Genomic DNA, 18,357 nt, shown 5'->3' on the forward strand with positions numbered 1-18,357 from the left:
TGATGCTATTCTGCCCCCGCAATTAAGGGGGCAGCATGCTTAACATCGTTTTATTCGAACCAGAAATTCCACCCAATACCGGCAACATCATCCGCCTGTGCGCCAACACCGGGTTTCGTCTGCACATCATCGAGCCGATGGGCTTTGCGTGGGACGACAAACGCCTGCGCCGCGCGGGGCTGGATTACCATGAATTTACCGCCGTTGTTCGCCATCGCGATTACGCCGCGTTTCTGGACGCCGAAAAGCCGCAGCGCATGTTCGCCCTGACCACCAAAGGCACGCCGGCACACAGCGCCGTAAGCTATCAGGACGGGGATTATCTGATGTTTGGCCCGGAAACGCGCGGCCTGCCGGCCACCATTCTTGATGCCCTGCCGGCCGAACAAAAAATTCGTATTCCGATGATGCCGGACAGCCGCAGCATGAACCTGTCGAATGCGGTGTCGGTGGTGGTGTATGAGGCGTGGCGCCAGCTGGGATACCCCGGCGCGATACTGCGTAGCTGAAACAGTTCGGGTGGCTTTCGCCACCCGATTCGTCGGTTTAGCCTGCTACCGCGATACGCTTCATGTCGGTCATGTAGCCGCGCAGTTTCTGGCCCACTTTCTCGATCTCATGGCTGCGAATCGCTTCGTTTACGTCGCGCAGCTGCGCGTTGTCTACCGCACCTTCTGCAATCGCTTTGCCCAGATCGCCCGCCTGCAGGGTGGTCATGAACTCTTTCAGCAGCGGTACGCAGGCGTAAGAGAACAGGTAGTTACCGTACTCGGCGGTATCAGAGATAACCACGTTCATTTCATACAGGCGCTTACGGGCGATGGTGTTCGCGATCAGCGGCAGCTCGTGCAGTGATTCGTAGTAAGCAGACTCTTCGATGATGCCGGAATCCACCATGGTTTCGAACGCCAGCTCTACGCCCGCTTTCACCATGGCGATCATCAGCACGCCCTTATCGAAGTACTCCTGCTCGCTGATTTTGCCGTCGAACTGGGCTGCGGTTTCGAACGCGGTTTTACCGGTCTCTTCGCGCCAGGTCAGCAGGTTTTTATCGTCGTTTGCCCAGTCCGCCATCATGCCGGAGGAGAACTCACCGGAGATGATGTCGTCCATGTGTTTCTGGAACAGCGGCGCCATGATGGTTTTCAGCTGTTCGGACAGCGCGAACGCACGCAGTTTTGCCGGGTTGGACAGACGGTCCATCATCAGCGTGATGCCGCCCTGCTTCAGCGCTTCGGTGATGGTTTCCCAGCCGAACTGAATCAGTTTTTCAGCGTATGCCGGGTCAGTACCTTCTTCCACCAGCTTGTCGAAGCACAGCAGAGAACCGGCCTGCAGCATACCGCAGAGGATAGTCTGCTCCCCCATCAGGTCAGATTTCACTTCGGCAACGAAGGAAGATTCCAGAACGCCCGCACGGTGGCCGCCGGTCGCTGCTGCCCAGGCTTTGGCAATCGCCATGCCTTCGCCTTTCGGATCGTTTTCCGGGTGAACTGCGATCAGCGTCGGAACGCCGAAACCGCGTTTGTACTCTTCACGCACTTCCGTGCCCGGGCACTTCGGCGCCACCATCACAACGGTGATGTCTTTACGGATCTGCTCGCCCACTTCAACGATGTTGAAGCCGTGGGAGTAACCCAGCGCCGCACCGTCTTTCATCATCGGCTGAACCGCACGCACAACGTCTGAGTGCTGCTTGTCCGGCGTCAGGTTAACCACCAGATCCGCCTGCGGGATCAGTTCTTCGTAGGTGCCGACTTTGAAGCCGTTTTCTGTCGCTTTACGCCAGGAAGCGCGCTTCTCAGCGATCGCTTCTTTACGCAGGGCATAGGAGATATCCAGACCGGAGTCACGCATGTTCAGGCCCTGGTTCAGACCCTGCGCGCCACAGCCGACGATGACCACTTTTTTACCCTGAAGGTAGCTCGCGCCATCGGCAAATTCATCGCGGCCCATAAAGCGGCATTTGCCCAGCTGCGCCAGCTGCTGGCGCAAGTTCAGTGTATTAAAGTAGTTAGCCATGGGTGATACCTCGTGATGTTGTGCGTCTTATTGTTCGGTTCGCTTATGCGAGAATGAACTTACTATATGACAGGAAATTTATTGCGGAAATTGATATATTCACAACGTCACGTTGCAATTTATGCAATGAAAAAAAAGGGAGTGGACTCCGTGGATTTACGCGACCTGAAAATGTTCCTGCACCTGGCGGAAAGCCGTCACTTTGGCCGCAGCGCCCGGGCGATGCACGTCAGCCCCTCCACGCTTTCGCGCCAGATCCAGCGCCTTGAGGAAGACCTCGGCCAGCCCCTTTTTGTGCGCGATAACCGCACCGTCACCCTCACCGAAGCCGGGGAAGAACTGCGCGTCTTTGCCCAGCAGACCTTGCTACAGTACCAGCAGCTGCGGCACACCATTGACCAGCAGGGGCCGTCGCTTTCCGGCGAGCTCCATATTTTTTGCTCCGTGACCGCGGCCTATAGCCATCTGCCGCCCATCCTCGATCGCTTTCGCGCGGAGCATCCGTCGGTTGAAATTAAACTCACCACCGGCGACGCTGCGGACGCCATGGAGAAAGTCGTTACGGGTGAAGCCGATCTCGCCATTGCCGGAAAGCCCGAAACCCTGCCGGGGGCGGTGGCATTCTCAATGCTGGAAAATCTGGCGGTGGTGCTGATTGCCCCTGCGCTGCCCTGCCCGGTGCGTAATCAGGTGTCGGTGGAGAAACCGGACTGGTCTACGGTACCGTTTATCATGGCCGATCAGGGGCCGGTTCGCCGCCGCATTGAGCTGTGGTTCCGCCGTCAGAAGATCAGCAACCCGTCGATTTATGCAACGGTCGGCGGCCATGAGGCGATGGTGTCGATGGTGGCGCTGGGCTGCGGCGTGGCGCTCCTGCCGGAAGTGGTGCTGGAGAACAGCCCGGAGCCGGTGCGCAACCGCGTGATGATTTTAGAGCGTAGCGACGAGAAAACGCCGTTTGAGCTTGGCGTTTGCGCACAAAAAAAGCGGCTGCATGAGCCGCTTATTGATGCGTTCTGGAAGATTTTGCCGAACCACTAAAGCCGGGTGGCGCTGCGCTTACCCGGCCTACACGCAGCTCAACCCTTAGCCCGCCAGGAAGAACCTGAACGCCGGGTTGTGGGTTTCGTCGTGACACTCATAGCCCAGCTCGTTCAGCCGCGTTTCGAAATCCGGCTCGTGCTCGCCCAGCTCGAACGCCGCCAGCACGCGGCCGTAGTCGGTGCCGTGGCTGCGGTAGTGGAACAGGGAAATGTTCCAGTGTGTTCCAAGAGTATGCAGGAACTTGAGCAGCGCGCCCGGCGATTCCGGGAACTCGAAGCTGAACAGTCGCTCCTTTAGCGGCTTCGACGGACGCCCGCCGACCATATAGCGCACGTGCAGCTTCGCCATTTCATCGTCAGAGAGATCGACCACGCTGTAGCCACCCTCATGGAGCAGGTGGAGGATCTCTTTACGTTCTTCTACGCCGCGGCTCAGGCGCACGCCAACAAAAATGCAGGCGTCTTTGGCATCGGCAAAGCGGTAGTTGAACTCCGTTACCGAACGTCCGCCCAGCAGCTGGCAGAACTTCAGGAAGCTGCCCTTCTCTTCCGGGATAGTCACCGCCAGCAGCGCTTCACGCTGTTCGCCCAGCTCGCAGCGCTCGGAAACGTAGCGCAGACCGTGGAAGTTCACGTTCGCACCAGACAGCACGTGCGCCAGCCGCTCGCCGCGAATGTTGTGCTGCGCGACGTATTTTTTCATGCCCGCCAGCGCCAGCGCGCCGGACGGCTCCGCCACCGCGCGCACATCCTCGAACAGATCTTTCATCGCCGCGCAGATGGCGTCGCTGTCGACGGTGATGATGTCGTCGAGATACTCCTGGCACAGGCGGAAGGTTTCATCCCCGATGCGTTTCACCGCCACGCCTTCGGCAAACAGCCCGACGCGCGGCAGGTCCACCGGATGACCGGCATCCAGCGCCGCCTTCAGGCAGGCGGAGTCTTCCGCTTCAACGGCAATCACTTTAATCTGCGGCATCAGCTGTTTGATCAGCACCGCGACGCCCGCAGCCAGGCCGCCGCCGCCGACCGGCACAAACACGCGGTCCAGGTGGGCATCCTGCTGCAGCAGCTCAAGCGCCAGCGTGCCCTGCCCGGCAATCACCATCGGGTGATCGAACGGCGGCACCCAAGTGAAACCCTGCTGCTGCGCCAGCTCAATCGCTTTGGCTTTTGCTTCGTCAAAGTTAGCGCCGTGGAGCAGTACTTCGCCGCCAAAACCGCGCACCGCGTCGACTTTGATATCCGCCGTGGCGACGGGCATCACGATCAGCGCCTTCAGCCCTAAGCGGGCAGACGAGAACGCCACGCCCTGCGCGTGGTTGCCCGCCGAGGCGGTAATGACGCCGCGCGCTTTCTGCTCATCGGTCAGCCCGGCCATCATCGCGTAGGCGCCGCGCAGCTTGAAGCTGTGCACCGGCTGACGGTCTTCGCGCTTCACCAGAATCACGTTGTCGAGGCGCGACGAAAGTTTTTCCATTTTCTGCAGGGGGGTGACCTGCACGGCTTCATAGACCGGCGCGCGTAGCACCGCTCTGAGATATTCCGCCCCCTCGGGGGCGGCGGATAAGGGTTGTGACTCGGCCATCATTAGCCCCCAAGTTTAGATTTATCGCGCACCGCGCCTTTATCCGCACTGGTGGCAAGGGTCGCGTACGCGCGCAGGGCGAAGGAGACTTCACGCTGGCGATCTTTCGGCGTCCAGGCTTTGTCGCCGCGTGCATCCTGCGCTTCGCGACGGGCCGCAATTTCCTGGTCGCTCAGCTTCAGCTGGATGCCGCGATTCGGAATATCGATTTCGATCAGGTCGCCATCTTCGATGATCGCGATGTTGCCGCCGCTTGCCGCTTCCGGCGACACGTGGCCGATAGAGAGGCCGGAGGTTCCGCCGGAGAAACGCCCGTCGGTGATCAGCGCACAGGCTTTACCGAGGCCCATGGATTTCAGGAAGGTAGTTGGGTAGAGCATCTCCTGCATGCCTGGACCGCCTTTCGGCCCTTCGTAGCGAATAACGACCACATCACCCGCCACCACTTTGCCGCCGAGGATGGCTTCAACGGCATCGTCCTGGCTTTCGTACACTTTTGCCGGGCCGGTGAATTTCAGGATGCTGTCGTCCACGCCCGCGGTTTTCACGATGCAGCCGTTTTCCGCGAAGTTACCGTACAGCACGGCCAGGCCGCCGTCTTTGCTGTAGGCGTGCTCCAGCGAGCGGATACAGCCTTCAGCGCGATCGTCGTCTAGGGTGTCCCAGCGGCAGTCCTGCGAGAACGCCTGTGTGGTGCGAATGCCCGCAGGGCCGGCGCGGAACATGCTTTTCACTGACTCATCGTTGGTGAGCATTACATCGTACTGATCCAGCGTTTGCGGCAACGTCAGGCCGAGAATATTTTTTACGTCACGGTTCAACAGTCCGGCACGATCCAGCTCGCCCAGGATCCCCAGCACGCCACCGGCACGGTGAACGTCTTCCATATGATATTTAGGGGTGCTTGGTGCAACCTTACACAGCTGCGGCACTTTGCGGGACAGCTGGTCGATATCCGTCATGGTGAAATCAATTTCCGCTTCCTGTGCCGCGGCCAGCAGGTGCAGAACGGTATTGGTGGAACCGCCCATGGCGATATCCAGCGTCATGGCGTTCTCAAACGCGGCTTTACTGGCGATGTTGCGCGGCAGCGCGCTGGCGTCGTCCTGCTCGTAGTAGCGCTTGGTCAGCTCAACGATGCGCTTACCGGCGTTGAGGAACAGCTGCTTACGGTCGGCGTGGGTCGCCAGCAGCGAACCGTTGCCCGGCTGAGACAGGCCCAGCGCTTCGGTCAGGCAGTTCATGGAGTTCGCCGTGAACATCCCGGAACAGGAGCCGCAGGTCGGGCACGCGGAGCGTTCCACCTGGTCGCTCTGCTCGTCAGAGACTTTAGGGTCCGCGCCCTGAATCATCGCATCAACCAGGTCAAGCTTGATGATTTTGTCGGAGAGCTTGGTTTTCCCCGCTTCCATAGGGCCGCCGGAGACGAAGATCACCGGGATGTTCAGGCGCAGGGAGGCCATCAGCATCCCCGGGGTGATTTTGTCGCAGTTGGAGATGCAGACCATCGCATCGGCGCAGTGGGCGTTAACCATGTACTCCACTGAATCCGCAATCAGCTCGCGCGACGGCAGTGAATAGAGCATGCCCCCGTGCCCCATCGCGATACCGTCATCCACCGCAATGGTGTTGAACTCTTTCGCCACGCCGCCGGAGGCTTCGATTTGCTCGGCAACCAGCTTACCGAGATCGCGCAGGTGCACGTGGCCCGGTACGAACTGGGTGAAGGAGTTCACTACGGCGATAATCGGCTTGCCGAAATCGGCGTCGGTCATCCCGGTGGCGCGCCACAGCGCGCGGGCACCCGCCATATTACGGCCGTGGGTGGTGGTGGCTGAACGATACTTAGGCATGCTTTATTTACTCCCGTCTGACTATTTAATGGGACGGTGCGTGCCGTCCCAAATTTATGCTTAGTGATTAACCTGATCTAACCAGCCGTATTTATCTTCTGTTTCGCCGGTGAAGAGGCCAAAGAAGGCTTGCTGAATGCGTTTGGTGACCGGGCCACAGCGGCCTTCGCCCACCTGGATACCGTCTACGCTGCGCACCGGCGTGATTTCAGCCGCGGTACCGGACATGAACACTTCATCGGCCAGGTACAGAGATTCACGGGACAGCACCTGCTCGCGCACTTCGATACCGAGGTCTTTCGCCAGCTTGATGATGGCGTCGCGGGTAATGCCCGGCAGCGCGGAAGAGGTGAACGGAGGGGTGAACAGAATGCCGTCTTTTACTTCAAACAGGTTTTCGCCCGCGCCTTCGGAGATATAGCCATTCACGTCCAGCGCGATACCTTCCTGATAGCCGTGGCGGCGCGCTTCGCTGCCAACCAGCAGCGAGGAAAGATAGTTACCGCCCGCTTTCGCGGCGGTCGGAATGGTGTTTGGCGCAACGCGGTTCCAGGAAGAAACCATTGCATCGATCCCCTGCTCCAGCGCTTCAGCGCCCAGGTAGGCGCCCCACGGGAACGCAGCAATGATCACATCGGTGTTATATCCGGCTGGCGGGTTCACGCCCATGCCCACGTCGCCCACGAAGACCAGCGGACGAATGTAGGCGCTGGTCAGGTTGTTCTTACGGATCACGTCGCGGCAGGCTTCCATCAGCTCGTCAACGCTCTGGGAAACCGGGAAACGATAAATTTTGGCTGAGTCATGCAGACGCTGCATGTGTTCGCGATGGCGGAACACCACTGGCCCTTTGTGAGAATCGTAGCAGCGGATGCCTTCAAACACGGAGGTACCGTAGTGCAGCGCGTGGGACATCACGTGGACCTTCGCGTCCTCCCAGCGAACCATCTCACCGTTGAACCAAATGTAATCAGCTTTTTTTGTCGTCATTTTTTCGTCCTGTCACGCTCAAGCGCGGATTGGTTGTGATGTGGTTGTGCTCTGGCAGATGGCAACATGGGCAACGTCTACCAGCTTTGATAATTGACTAAACAGTAAGTCGACCGACCGCGGGCTGGCAACGGTTAATTCGATACTGATGTTCTGGGCGTCAGTGGCCGTCTCCATATTCATAGAGCAAATCTGAAAACCACGATGGCGCACCACGCGCAAAACGCGTTCTAAGGTTTCCGGGTTAAAGCGAGCCTGTACGGCGACCTGATGCTGCATCATGATAATTTCTCCATCATTTGTGAGTTACTGGCACCGGGCGGTACCAACGGCCAGACGTTCTCAAGTTCGTCGATTGAGACATGCAGCAGGTATGGTCCATCGCTGTTCAGCATGGTATCGAGCGCCGCTTCAACCTGGTCTTTGCGGGTGATGTGCTGGCCAGGGATGCCAAAGGCGCTGGCCAGGGTGAGGAAATCGGGGTTATCGGTCAGTGTCGTTTCGCTGTAGCGCTCCTGGAAGAAGAGCTGCTGCCACTGGCGAACCATGCCCAAACGCTGGTTATCGAGCAGCACGATTTTCAGCGGTAACTGCTTACGCTTAACGGTGCCGAGCTCCTGAACGTTCATCATGAAGGAGCCGTCACCGGAGATACAGATAACGGTATCGTTCGGGCGGGCGACCTGCGCGCCAACGGCTGCTGGCAGACCGAAGCCCATGGTGCCAAGGCCGCTGGAGGTGATGAAGTTTTCCGGGCGGGTGTAGGTCATGTGCTGCGCGGACCACATCTGATGCTGGCCCACATCCGTCGTTACCACACTGTCGGCTGGTTTACGGTCGGACAGCTGCTTCAGCAGCAGCGGCGCGTAGATGGCCTCACCAGGATGGTCGTAACGCCAGGCGTGTTCAGTGCGCATATCCGCGGCGTGCTGACGCCACGCGTCAATGTCCAGCGGCTGCTGCAGCGCCGGTAACAGCGCATTGAGATCGCCCTGCAGCGCGACGTGTGCCTGACGCAGCTTGTTCATCTCCGCCGGGTCGATATCCATATGGATGACTTTAGCGTTCGGCGCAAAGGTGTTCAGCTTGCCGGTGACGCGGTCGTCAAAACGGGCACCGACGGCGATGAGCAAATCGCACTCCTGCACCGCCAGGTTTGCCGCTTTAGTGCCGTGCATCCCCAGCATGCCCAGGTAGTACGGGTAGTCAGCTTCTACTGCGCCCAGACCTTTCAGCGTGCAGGTGGCCGGCATCTGCGTTGTTGCGATAAATGTACGCAGCGCGGGAACGGCCTGCGCCATGCCGACGCCACCGCCGACGTACAGCATCGGCTGTTTCGCCTGCGCCAGCATCAGGCGAGCCTCTTCGATTTCCGCATGGGGAACCGCGTTGTCGCTTTCAACGGTAGAGAAGTGTGGCTCCAGATCGCCGAGGGCAACCTGGATATCCTTAGGAATATCAACCAGCACCGGCCCGGGGCGGCCTGAACTCGCGACTTCAAACGCTTCTGCCATCACGCGCGGCAGTTCTTCCAGAGACTGAACGAGGAAACTGTGTTTGGTGCAGGCCAGCGACAACCCGAGCACATCTACTTCCTGGAAGGCATCGGTGCCGATGAAGGGTGAAGCTACCTGGCCGGTGATGGCGACAACGGGAACGGAATCGAGCAGGGCGTCAGCCAGGCCGGTGATCAGGTTGGTTGCGCCAGGACCAGAGGTAGCCATGCAGACACCCGTGTTACCCGTGGCGCGTGCATAGCCAATTGCCGCCATCGCTGCGCCCTGCTCGTGTCGGCACAACAGGTGTTCCACGCCGCCGTCATACAATGCATCGTAAATCGGCATAATTGCGCCACCCGGATAACCGAAGACTGTCTCGACTCCCTGTGCGCGCAACGCATGTACTACCCACTGTGCACCATTCATAGTTAGTTCCCCGTCATAAATCGTAAGAAACAGAATTTTGTGCTAGTTGTCATTCTCTGCTCCTCGCTTAAGTTTTTTAGTCATAAAAAAACCCCCGGACCTTTCGGTGCGGGGGTCTTAGTTCGTTAAGGCTTGATTCTTAAGCCTTTCCTCGTCCAAGTGCAGCCCCGCACGGTGGGATAATAATCACCACCACGCTAATCACGACCAGGCTAATCACTCGTAGAAGGGCTGTCATTTTCAGTTCTTTTTGCATCTTGTTCGAAGGAATACCTAAAGAGGTATCACAGTTTTTGAATCTAACACAAGATTTATTTATGGCTGCTTTGGTTAGCCAGCGAATCATATTTCCAAAAATCGTTGTTTTATATAACAAAAAAAGAAAATGAAGATTTTTCATTTTTTCTACTTCTCATCACTCGTCAAAACGAGGGACGTTCTCTTTTTGCGACGCAAGTTCCACCAGGATGTAACATTCTGAACGTGTAGCAAAAAGTCAGGAATACGCGTCTTAAAGTAACGAAATCGCAGTTAAAAGGTAAGAACGCTGCTGGGATAGTCACGCCAGGAGGTAGTGTTTATGTCACTGTCAGTTGTTTTTACGCGAGCGGCCCTGGGAGTGAAGGCGCCGCTTATTTCCGTGGAGGTCCATTTGAGCAATGGGCTGCCGGGACTCACGCTGGTCGGGTTACCTGAAACAACGGTTAAAGAGGCCAGGGATCGGGTTCGCAGTGCGATTATAAATAGCGGTTATGCCTTTCCGGCGAAAAAGATCACCATCAACCTTGCACCTGCCGATCTTCCCAAAGAGGGAGGGCGATATGATTTACCTATCGCTATAGCGCTTCTCGCAGCCTCTGAGCAGCTTAAGACGACCAGGTTAGGCTCGTATGAGTTCATTGGTGAACTGGCGCTCACGGGCTCGCTAAGAGGCGTTCCCGGCGCCATCTCCGGGGCGCTGGAAGCCATACGCGCAGGGCGGCAAATCATTGTTGCCAATGAAAATGCGTCAGAAGTGAGTCTTATCGCGGAGAAGGGGTGTCTCATCGCTGGGCATTTACAAGAGGTTTGCGCGTATCTGGAGGGCCGGCACGAACTGTCCGAACCGGAGGAGAGCGACGTGGTCTTCCCTGATGCAAAGGAGGATCTCAGCGAGATTATGGGGCAGGAGCAAGGTAAGCGTGCGTTAGAGGTGACGGCCGCGGGCGGGCACAACCTTTTACTGATTGGCCCACCCGGCACGGGTAAAACCATGCTGGCGAGCAGGCTGAGCGGTTTGCTTCCCCCGCTCAATAATCAGGAAGCACTGGAAAGCGCGGCCATATACAGTCTTATCAGTTCAACGTCCCTGCATAAACAGTGGCGGCGTCGCCCTTTTCGCTCCCCGCACCATAGTGCTTCACTCACTGCGATGGTCGGTGGAGGGTCAATTCCTGGCCCGGGTGAGATTTCGCTGGCGCATAACGGGATCCTGTTTCTCGATGAATTGCCAGAATTTGAGCGTCGCGTGTTGGATGCGCTGCGAGAGCCCATTGAATCCGGTGAAATCCATATCTCACGCACGCGAGCCAAAATTAGCTATCCCGCCCAGTTTCAGCTCGTCGCAGCGATGAACCCCAGCCCTACCGGCCACTATCAGGGCAATCATAATCGCTGTACGACAGAACAGACGCTGCGGTATCTGGGGAAGCTATCAGGCCCGTTCCTCGACCGTTTCGATTTATCACTGGAGATCCCTCTGCCACCGCCCGGTTTGCTCAGGCAGACGAGCAGCAAAGGCGAATGTTCGGCAAACGTACGCGAACGCGTGATGGCTGCCCAGGTGCGGCAGTTTGCTCGCCAAAACAGGCTTAATGCACGGCTGGATAACGCGGGGATACGTCAGTTCTGTTCTCTCAATACGGAGGATGCTGTCTGGCTGGAAGAGACGTTGACGCGGTTTGGTCTTTCCATACGTGCATGGCAACGCTTATTGAAGGTGGCAAGAACCCTTGCTGACGTGGAGGGGTGTGATGATATTGAGAGGAAGCATCTGCAGGAAGCTTTAAGCTATCGGGCTATCGATCGTTTGCTACTGCATCTGCAAAAACTGCTGGGATAAAAAAAGGGGCCGTAGCCCCTTCTCATCATCTTAGTCGTCAGACTCGGTGTAGTCTTCTGCACCTTCCATCTGCGGCTTACCGCCAGACAGCGTATGGAAGCGCTTTGGACGCTTAATGCGTGCCATGTACTTGATCCACACACGTTCTGCTTCAGACTCCGGCTCACGCTCACCGCGGCAAACAGAGACAAACTGCTTTTCGTCTTCGGTTGAAGGTTCACGTTTACCCAGATCCAGCTCGTTAAAGGCATAACCATGGCGCTCAAGCAGCTGAGCTTCTTTGATGGTGAAATCGCCGTGACGAGAGAACCCGCGCGGATAATGTTTATTGTCGAAAAAACGATTAGTCGTCGTAAAGCTTTCCGCCATCCTGCACGCTCCTAATTCTTTGGCCGAGCTATTTATGGCGCGGAGTATTAGTTACGCTTGACAGAGTGTAAAACAAAACATTTAAATCATAACGACAAATAATTTTGCGGAGAAAGATGTGGATACGGAATTGCTAAAAACTTTCCTTGAAGTGAGCAGAACACGCCACTTTGGGCGAGCAGCTGAAGCCCTTTACCTGACGCAGTCAGCCGTCAGTTTTCGTATTCGACAGCTGGAAAATCAACTGGGTGTGAACCTTTTTACTCGCCACCGCAACAATATTCGCCTTACGCCTGCAGGTGAAAAACTTCTCCCGTATGCGGAGACATTGATGAGCACCTGGCAGGCCGCGCGCAAAGAGGTGGCACATACCTCAAGGCATAATGAATTTTCTATTGGTGCCAGCGCATCGCTATGGGAATGCATGCTCAGCCAGTGGCTTACCCGACTATATCGCTCGCATAATCACCTGCAGTTTGAGGCCAGAATTGCGCAACGTCAGTCGCTGGTTAAGCAACTTCATGAACGTCAGCTGGATCTTCTTATCACGACAGAAGCCCCCAAGATGGATGAATTTAGCAGCCAGATTGTGGGCCAGTTCGGTCTTGCACTTTATGCTTCCGAGCCTTCGCTAATGAAGGCTGACCTCAACTATCTTCGTCTGGAGTGGGGACCCGATTTCCAGCAACATGAGGCAGGGTTAATTGCCAGCGATGATGTCCCGCAGTTGACGACGAGTTCGGCGGAAATCGCCTGTCAGCAGCTAGCGTTACTGAAAGGCTGCACCTGGTTACCGACTCGCTGGGCGGATAATAAGGCGGGGCTGCATACCGTCACCGATTCCACGACCCTCTCAAGGCCGCTGTATGCTATTTGGCTGCAAAACAGTGACAAGCAATCACAGATTAAAGATCTGTTGAAAATCAACATTATGGATTGATGCAAAAGCCTGCAAGGATGCAGGCTGCGTCTCCTTAAGAGGGGGCGCTATGCCATTTTTAGGCAAAAAAAAATCCTTTGCCGAAGCAAAGGATTATATATGGCAGGGGCGGAGAGACTCGAACTCGCGACACCCGGTTTTGGAGACCGGTGCTCTACCAACTGAGCTACGCCCCTAAATCTTCTTGCCATTAAGCCTGCCCAGAAGGCAGGCTTAATGTCTTAATAAGTGGCGGAACGGACGGGACTCGAACCCGCGACCCCCTGCGTGACAGGCAGGTATTCTAACCGACTGAACTACCGCTCCACCGAAGACTTCTGTAACCACCGGATTAATGCACCGGCTTACTACTTAATTTGATGCCTGGCAGTTCCCTACTCTCACATGGGGAGACCCCACACTACCATCGGCGCTACGGCGTTTCACTTCTGAGTTCGGCATGGGGTCAGGTGGGACCACCGCGCTAAAGCCGCCAGGCAAATTCTGTTAAATCTGTATCAGGCTGAAATTGATTGTCTGTCTCTCGTCGCCGAAACAGCTTCGGCGTTGTAAGGTTAAGCCTCACGGTTCATTAGTATCGGTTAGCTCAACGCATCGCTGCGCTTACACACCCGACCTATCAACGTCGTAGTCTTCAACGTTCCTTCAGGACCCTTAAAGGGTCAGGGAGAACTCATCTCGGGGCAAGTTTCGTGCTTAGATGCTTTCAGCACTTATCTTTTCCGCATTTAGCTACCGGGCAATGCCATTGGCATGACAACCCGAACACCAGTGATGCGTCCACTCCGGTCCTCTCGTACTAGGAGCAGCCCCCCTCAATTCTCCAGCGCCCACGGCAGATAGGGACCGAACTGTCTCACGACGTTCTAAACCCAGCTCGCGTACCACTTTAAATGGCGAACAGCCATACCCTTGGGACCTACTTCAGCCCCAGGATGTGATGAGCCGACATCGAGGTGCCAAACACCGCCGTCGATATGAACTCTTGGGCGGTATCAGCCTGTTATCCCCGGAGTACCTTTTATCCGTTGAGCGATGGCCCTTCCATTCAGAACCACCGGATCACTATGACCTGCTTTCGCACCTGCTCGAGCCGTCACTCTCGCAGTCAAGCTAGCTTATGCCATTGCACTAACCTCCTGATGTCCGACCAGGATTAGCTAACCTTCGTGCTCCTCCGTTACTCTTTGGGAGGAGACCGCCCCAGTCAAACTACCCACCAGACACTGTCCGCAACCCGGATCACGGGTCTACGTTAGAACACCAGCCATTAAAGGGTGGTATTTCAAGGTTGGCTCCACGCAGACTGGCGTCCACGCTTCAAAGCCTCCCACCTATCCTACACATCAAGGACCAGTGTTCAGTGTCAAGCTATAGTAAAGGTTCACGGGGTCTTTCCGTCTTGCCGCGGGTACACTGCATCTTCACAGCGAGTTCAATTTCACTGAGTCTCGGGTGGAGACAGCCTGGCCATCATTACGCCATTCGTGCAGGTCGGAACTTACCCGACAAGGAATTTCGCTACCTTAGGACCGTTATAGTTACGGCCGCCGTTTACCGGGGCTTCGATCAAGAGCTTCGCGTTGCCGCTAACCCCATCAATTAACCTTCCGGCACCGGGCAGGCGTCACACCGTATACGTCCACTTTCGTGTTTGCACAGTGCTGTGTTTTTAATAAACAGTTGCAGCCAGCTGGTATCTTCGACTGATTTCAGCTCCATCCGCAGGGACTTCACCTACACATCAGCGTGCCTTCTCCCGAAGTTACGGCACCATTTTGCCTAGTTCCTTCACCCGAGTTCTCTCAAGCGCCTTGGTATTCTCTACCTGACCACCTGTGTCGGTTTGGGGTACGATTTTGTGTTACCTGATGCTTAGAGGCTTTTCCTGGAAGCAGGGCATTTGTTACTTCAGCACCGTAGTGCCTCGTCATCACACCTCAGCGTTAAAAGAAGTCCGGATTTACCTAAACTTCCCGCCTACATGCTTAAACCGGGACAACCGTCGCCCGGCTAACATAGCCTTCTCCGTCCCCCCTTCGCAGTAACACCAAGTACAGGAATATTAACCTGTTTCCCATCGACTACGCCTTTCGGCCTCGCCTTAGGGGTCGACTCACCCTGCCCCGATTAACGTTGGACAGGAACCCTTGGTCTTCCGGCGTGCGGGCTTTTCACCCGCATTATCGTTACTTATGTCAGCATTCGCACTTCTGATACCTCCAGCACCCCTCACAGGACACCTTCAACGGCTTACAGAACGCTCCCCTACCCAACAACGCATAAGCGTCGCTGCCGCAGCTTCGGTGCATGGTTTAGCCCCGTTACATCTTCCGCGCAGGCCGACTCGACCAGTGAGCTATTACGCTTTCTTTAAATGATGGCTGCTTCTAAGCCAACATCCTGGCTGTCTGTGCCTTCCCACATCGTTTCCCACTTAACCATGACTTTGGGACCTTAGCTGGCGGTCTGGGTTGTTTCCCTCTTCACGACGGACGTTAGCACCCGCCGTGTGTCTCCCGTGATAACATTCTTCGGTATTCGTAGTTTGCATCGGGTTGGTAAGCCGGGATGGCCCCCTAGCCGAAACAGTGCTCTACCCCCGAAGATGAGTTCACGAGGCGCTACCTAAATAGCTTTCGGGGAGAACCAGCTATCTCCCGGTTTGATTGGCCTTTCACCCCCAGCCACAAGTCATCCGCTAATTTTTCAACATTAGTCGGTTCGGTCCTCCAGTTAGTGTTACCCAACCTTCAACCTGCCCATGGCTAGATCACCGGGTTTCGGGTCTATACCCTGCAACTTAACGCCCAGTTAAGACTCGGTTTCCCTTCGGCTCCCCTATACGGTTAACCTTGCTACAGAATATAAGTCGCTGACCCATTATACAAAAGGTACGCAGTCACCTAACAAGTAGGCTCCCACTGCTTGTACGTACACGGTTTCAGGTTCTTTTTCACTCCCCTCGCCGGGGTTCTTTTCGCCTTTCCCTCACGGTACTGGTTCACTATCGGTCAGTCAGGAGTATTTAGCCTTGGAGGATGGTCCCCCCATATTCAGACAGGATACCACGTGTCCCGCCCTACTCTTCGAGTTCACAGCATGTGTGCTTTCGTGTACGGGACTATCACCCTGTACCGTGCGACTTTCCAGACGCTTCCACTAACACACAAGCTGATTCAGACTCTGGGCTGCTCCCCGTTCGCTCGCCGCTACTGGGGGAATCTCGGTTGATTTCTTTTCCTCGGGGTACTTAGATGTTTCAGTTCCCCCGGTTCGCTTCGTTAAGCTATGTATTCACTTAACGATAGTGTGTCGGAACACACTGGGTTTCCCCATTCGGAAATCGCCGGGTCAAAGGTTCATATCACCTCGCCGGCGCTTATCGCAGATTAGCACGTCCTTCATCGCCTCTGACTGCCAGGGCATCCACCGTGTACGCTTAGTCGCTTAACCTCACAACCCGAAGATGTCTCTTTCGACACATCATCGACTTGCGAAAATTTGAGAGACTCGAACACACCCTTAAAGGTGTGTCGTTTCAATTTTCAGCTTGATCCAGATTTTTAAAGAGCAAAACTTCGCAGTGCACCTTTTCAGGTTCACTCTGAAGTTTTCTTGTATTTCGCAGTAAAAGGATGGTGGAGCTATGCGGGATCGAACCGCAGACCTCCTGCGTGCAAGGCAGGCGCTCTCCCAGCTGAGCTATAACCCCATCGCAAAATGCTAATCTCTGTACCGCTCATCCTTTAAAAGGAGTTTGGTAGGCCTGAGTGGACTTGAACCACCGACCTCACCCTTATCAGGGGTGCGCTCTAACCACCTGAGCTACAAGCCTGCAGAGATTTTTACTGCTATTTTTTCATCAGACAATCTGTGTGGACACTACAAAGGCAGGTTCTTTAAGGTAAGGAGGTGATCCAACCGCAGGTTCCCCTACGGTTACCTTGTTACGACTTCACCCCAGTCATGAATCACAAAGTGGTAAGCGCCCTCCCGAAGGTTAAGCTACCTACTTCTTTTGCAACCCACTCCCATGGTGTGACGGGCGGTGTGTACAAGGCCCGGGAACGTATTCACCGTAGCATTCTGATCTACGATTACTAGCGATTCCGACTTCATGGAGTCGAGTTGCAGACTCCAATCCGGACTACGACGCACTTTATGAGGTCCGCTTGCTCTCGCGAGGTCGCTTCTCTTTGTATGCGCCATTGTAGCACGTGTGTAGCCCTACTCGTAAGGGCCATGATGACTTGACGTCATCCCCACCTTCCTCCAGTTTATCACTGGCAGTCTCCTTTGAGTTCCCGGCCGAACCGCTGGCAACAAAGGATAAGGGTTGCGCTCGTTGCGGGACTTAACCCAACATTTCACAACACGAGCTGACGACAGCCATGCAGCACCTGTCTCAGAGTTCCCGAAGGCACCAAAGCATCTCTGCTAAGTTCTCTGGATGTCAAGAGTAGGTAAGGTTCTTCGCGTTGCATCGAATTAAACCACATGCTCCACCGCTTGTGCGGGCCCCCGTCAATTCATTTGAGTTTTAACCTTGCGGCCGTACTCCCCAGGCGGTCGACTTAACGCGTTAGCTCCGGAAGCCACTCCTCAAGGGAACAACCTCCAAGTCGACATCGTTTACGGCGTGGACTACCAGGGTATCTAATCCTGTTTGCTCCCCACGCTTTCGCACCTGAGCGTCAGTCTTTGTCCAGGGGGCCGCCTTCGCCACCGGTATTCCTCCAGATCTCTACGCATTTCACCGCTACACCTGGAATTCTACCCCCCTCTACAAGACTCTAGCCTGCCAGTTTCGAATGCAGTTCCCAGGTTGAGCCCGGGGATTTCACATCCGACTTGACAGACCGCCTGCGTGCGCTTTACGCCCAGTAATTCCGATTAACGCTTGCACCCTCCGTATTACCGCGGCTGCTGGCACGGAGTTAGCCGGTGCTTCTTCTGCGGGTAACGTCAATCGACAAGGTTATTAACCTTATCGCCTTCCTCCCCGCTGAAAGTACTTTACAACCCGAAGGCCTTCTTCATACACGCGGCATGGCTGCATCAGGCTTGCGCCCATTGTGCAATATTCCCCACTGCTGCCTCCCGTAGGAGTCTGGACCGTGTCTCAGTTCCAGTGTGGCTGGTCATCCTCTCAGACCAGCTAGGGATCGTCGCCTAGGTGAGCCGTTACCCCACCTACTAGCTAATCCCATCTGGGCACATCTGATGGCAAGAGGCCCGAAGGTCCCCCTCTTTGGTCTTGCGACGTTATGCGGTATTAGCTACCGTTTCCAGTAGTTATCCCCCTCCATCAGGCAGTTTCCCAGACATTACTCACCCGTCCGCCGCTCGTCACCCAGGAGCAAGCTCCCTGTGCTACCGCTCGACTTGCATGTGTTAGGCCTGCCGCCAGCGTTCAATCTGAGCCATGATCAAACTCTTCAATTTAAGTTTGATGCTCGTGAATTAAACTTCGTAATGAATTACGTATGTTCACTCAGAGACTTGGTATTCATTTATTGTCCG

13 protein-coding genes, 4 tRNA genes and 3 rRNA genes are annotated in these 18,357 nt (G+C 55.7%); 4 read left to right on the plus strand and 16 right to left on the minus strand.

Translation table 11 applies throughout. From position 1 onward, the window contains the following. Positions 1–35: 35 nt before the first annotated feature. A complete protein-coding gene (gene trmL / locus D5067_RS22380; RefSeq protein WP_119938174.1) occupies positions 36–509 on the plus strand; it encodes a tRNA (uridine(34)/cytosine(34)/5-carboxymethylaminomethyluridine(34)-2'-O)-methyltransferase TrmL in 474 nt (157 codons plus the stop codon). A gap of 37 nt (positions 510–546) precedes the next feature. On the opposite strand, the gene ilvC is transcribed toward trmL, so the two are convergent. Further along, positions 547–2,022 (minus strand): ketol-acid reductoisomerase, encoded by a 1,476-nt coding sequence (gene ilvC, locus D5067_RS22385; RefSeq protein ID WP_119938173.1) that lies wholly within the window; start codon positions 2,020–2,022, stop codon positions 547–549. A gap of 150 nt (positions 2,023–2,172) precedes the next feature. On the opposite strand from ilvC, the gene ilvY reads away from it, so the two are divergent. Further along, positions 2,173–3,063 carry an HTH-type transcriptional activator IlvY gene (gene ilvY, locus D5067_RS22390; RefSeq protein ID WP_006179210.1) on the plus strand — a complete coding sequence of 297 codons (891 nt, stop codon included), beginning with the start codon at positions 2,173–2,175 and terminating at the stop codon, positions 3,061–3,063. A 45-nt stretch (positions 3,064–3,108) separates the two neighbouring features. Here ilvY and ilvA read toward each other — a convergent pair whose 3' ends face one another. From ilvA to ilvL, 7 genes are all read right to left on the minus strand, one after another. Beyond that, the gene (ilvA, locus tag D5067_RS22395) at positions 3,109–4,653 is read right to left on the minus strand and encodes a threonine ammonia-lyase, biosynthetic (RefSeq protein ID WP_119938248.1); all 1,545 of its coding nucleotides are present in this window, start codon (positions 4,651–4,653) and stop codon (positions 3,109–3,111) included. A 2-nt stretch (positions 4,654–4,655) separates the two neighbouring features. Further along, positions 4,656–6,506: a dihydroxy-acid dehydratase gene (gene ilvD, locus D5067_RS22400; RefSeq protein WP_119938172.1), complete on the minus strand. Its 1,851-nt coding sequence runs from the start codon at positions 6,504–6,506 to the stop codon at positions 4,656–4,658. A gap of 60 nt (positions 6,507–6,566) precedes the next feature. Beyond that, positions 6,567–7,496: a branched-chain-amino-acid transaminase gene (ilvE, locus tag D5067_RS22405; RefSeq protein WP_023326297.1), complete on the minus strand. Its 930-nt coding sequence runs from the start codon at positions 7,494–7,496 to the stop codon at positions 6,567–6,569. A gap of 18 nt (positions 7,497–7,514) precedes the next feature. Beyond that, positions 7,515–7,778 carry an acetolactate synthase 2 small subunit gene (gene ilvM, locus D5067_RS22410; protein WP_119938171.1) on the minus strand — a complete coding sequence of 88 codons (264 nt, stop codon included), beginning with the start codon at positions 7,776–7,778 and terminating at the stop codon, positions 7,515–7,517. After that, entirely contained in the window at positions 7,775–9,421 is a 1,647-nt protein-coding gene (ilvG, locus tag D5067_RS22415; protein ID WP_119938170.1) for an acetolactate synthase 2 catalytic subunit, read from the minus strand. Before ilvG ends, ilvM begins: the two co-directional genes overlap by 4 nt. 2 nt (positions 9,422–9,423) lie before the next feature. Then, entirely contained in the window at positions 9,424–9,474 is a 51-nt protein-coding gene (gene ilvX, locus D5067_RS24180; protein ID WP_210433812.1) for a peptide IlvX, read from the minus strand. A gap of 86 nt (positions 9,475–9,560) precedes the next feature. After that, complete coding sequence (ilvL, locus tag D5067_RS22420; protein WP_001311244.1) at positions 9,561–9,659, minus strand: ilv operon leader peptide; 99 nt, start codon at positions 9,657–9,659, stop codon at positions 9,561–9,563. 342 nt (positions 9,660–10,001) lie between these two features. Between ilvL and D5067_RS22425 the strand changes: the two genes are divergently transcribed. Beyond that, positions 10,002–11,522, plus strand: coding sequence for a YifB family Mg chelatase-like AAA ATPase (locus tag D5067_RS22425; RefSeq protein ID WP_119938169.1), 1,521 nt, complete (start codon positions 10,002–10,004; stop codon positions 11,520–11,522). Positions 11,523–11,552: 30 nt separating this feature from the next. On the opposite strand, the gene D5067_RS22430 is transcribed toward D5067_RS22425, so the two are convergent. Continuing rightward, positions 11,553–11,891 (minus strand): MaoP family protein, encoded by a 339-nt coding sequence (locus D5067_RS22430; RefSeq protein ID WP_119938168.1) that lies wholly within the window; start codon positions 11,889–11,891, stop codon positions 11,553–11,555. A 118-nt stretch (positions 11,892–12,009) separates the two neighbouring features. Here D5067_RS22430 and hdfR point away from each other — a divergent pair, with 118 nt between their 5' ends. Beyond that, entirely contained in the window at positions 12,010–12,831 is an 822-nt protein-coding gene (hdfR, locus tag D5067_RS22435; RefSeq protein WP_119938167.1) for an HTH-type transcriptional regulator HdfR, read from the plus strand. Positions 12,832–12,931: 100 nt separating this feature from the next. Here hdfR and D5067_RS22440 read toward each other — a convergent pair. The 7 genes from D5067_RS22440 to D5067_RS22470 form a co-directional block, all read right to left on the minus strand. Beyond that, positions 12,932–13,007, minus strand: a tRNA-Trp gene (locus D5067_RS22440). Between the two features lie 53 nt (positions 13,008–13,060). Next, positions 13,061–13,137, minus strand: a tRNA-Asp gene (locus tag D5067_RS22445). Between the two features lie 55 nt (positions 13,138–13,192). After that, a 5S ribosomal RNA gene (gene rrf / locus D5067_RS22450) occupies positions 13,193–13,308 on the minus strand. A gap of 73 nt (positions 13,309–13,381) precedes the next feature. Next, positions 13,382–16,287 (minus strand): 23S ribosomal RNA (locus D5067_RS22455). 183 nt (positions 16,288–16,470) lie between these two features. Further along, positions 16,471–16,546: transfer RNA gene (locus D5067_RS22460), tRNA-Ala, on the minus strand. Between the two features lie 46 nt (positions 16,547–16,592). Further along, a tRNA-Ile gene (locus tag D5067_RS22465) sits at positions 16,593–16,669 on the minus strand. A gap of 70 nt (positions 16,670–16,739) precedes the next feature. Continuing rightward, positions 16,740–18,279: ribosomal RNA gene (locus D5067_RS22470) — 16S ribosomal RNA — on the minus strand. The 16S, 23S and 5S rRNA genes sit together here with 4 tRNA genes alongside, the layout of an rRNA operon. Positions 18,280–18,357: the final 78 nt, after the last annotated feature.

This window comes from Enterobacter huaxiensis (genome assembly GCF_003594935.2).
Classification (GTDB): Bacteria; Pseudomonadota; Gammaproteobacteria; order Enterobacterales; family Enterobacteriaceae; genus Enterobacter; species Enterobacter huaxiensis.

What these genes read in the sequence shown, in the direction of transcription:
- D5067_RS22430 (WP_119938168.1), bottom strand. Translation starts at nt 11,891, where the DNA reads ATGGCGGAAAGCTTTACGACGACTAATCGTTTTTTCGACAATAAACAT.
- ilvG (WP_119938170.1), bottom strand. Translation starts at nt 9,421, where the DNA reads ATGAATGGTGCACAGTGGGTAGTACATGCGTTGCGCGCACAGGGAGTC.
- D5067_RS22425 (WP_119938169.1), top strand. Translation starts at nt 10,002, where the DNA reads ATGTCACTGTCAGTTGTTTTTACGCGAGCGGCCCTGGGAGTGAAGGCG.
- ilvE (WP_023326297.1), bottom strand. Translation starts at nt 7,496, where the DNA reads ATGACGACAAAAAAAGCTGATTACATTTGGTTCAACGGTGAGATGGTT.
- ilvA (WP_119938248.1), bottom strand. Translation starts at nt 4,653, where the DNA reads ATGGCCGAGTCACAACCCTTATCCGCCGCCCCCGAGGGGGCGGAATAT.
- trmL (WP_119938174.1), top strand. Translation starts at nt 36, where the DNA reads ATGCTTAACATCGTTTTATTCGAACCAGAAATTCCACCCAATACCGGC.
- ilvC (WP_119938173.1), bottom strand. Translation starts at nt 2,022, where the DNA reads ATGGCTAACTACTTTAATACACTGAACTTGCGCCAGCAGCTGGCGCAG.
- ilvM (WP_119938171.1), bottom strand. Translation starts at nt 7,778, where the DNA reads ATGATGCAGCATCAGGTCGCCGTACAGGCTCGCTTTAACCCGGAAACC.
- ilvL (WP_001311244.1), bottom strand. Translation starts at nt 9,659, where the DNA reads ATGACAGCCCTTCTACGAGTGATTAGCCTGGTCGTGATTAGCGTGGTG.
- ilvD (WP_119938172.1), bottom strand. Translation starts at nt 6,506, where the DNA reads ATGCCTAAGTATCGTTCAGCCACCACCACCCACGGCCGTAATATGGCG.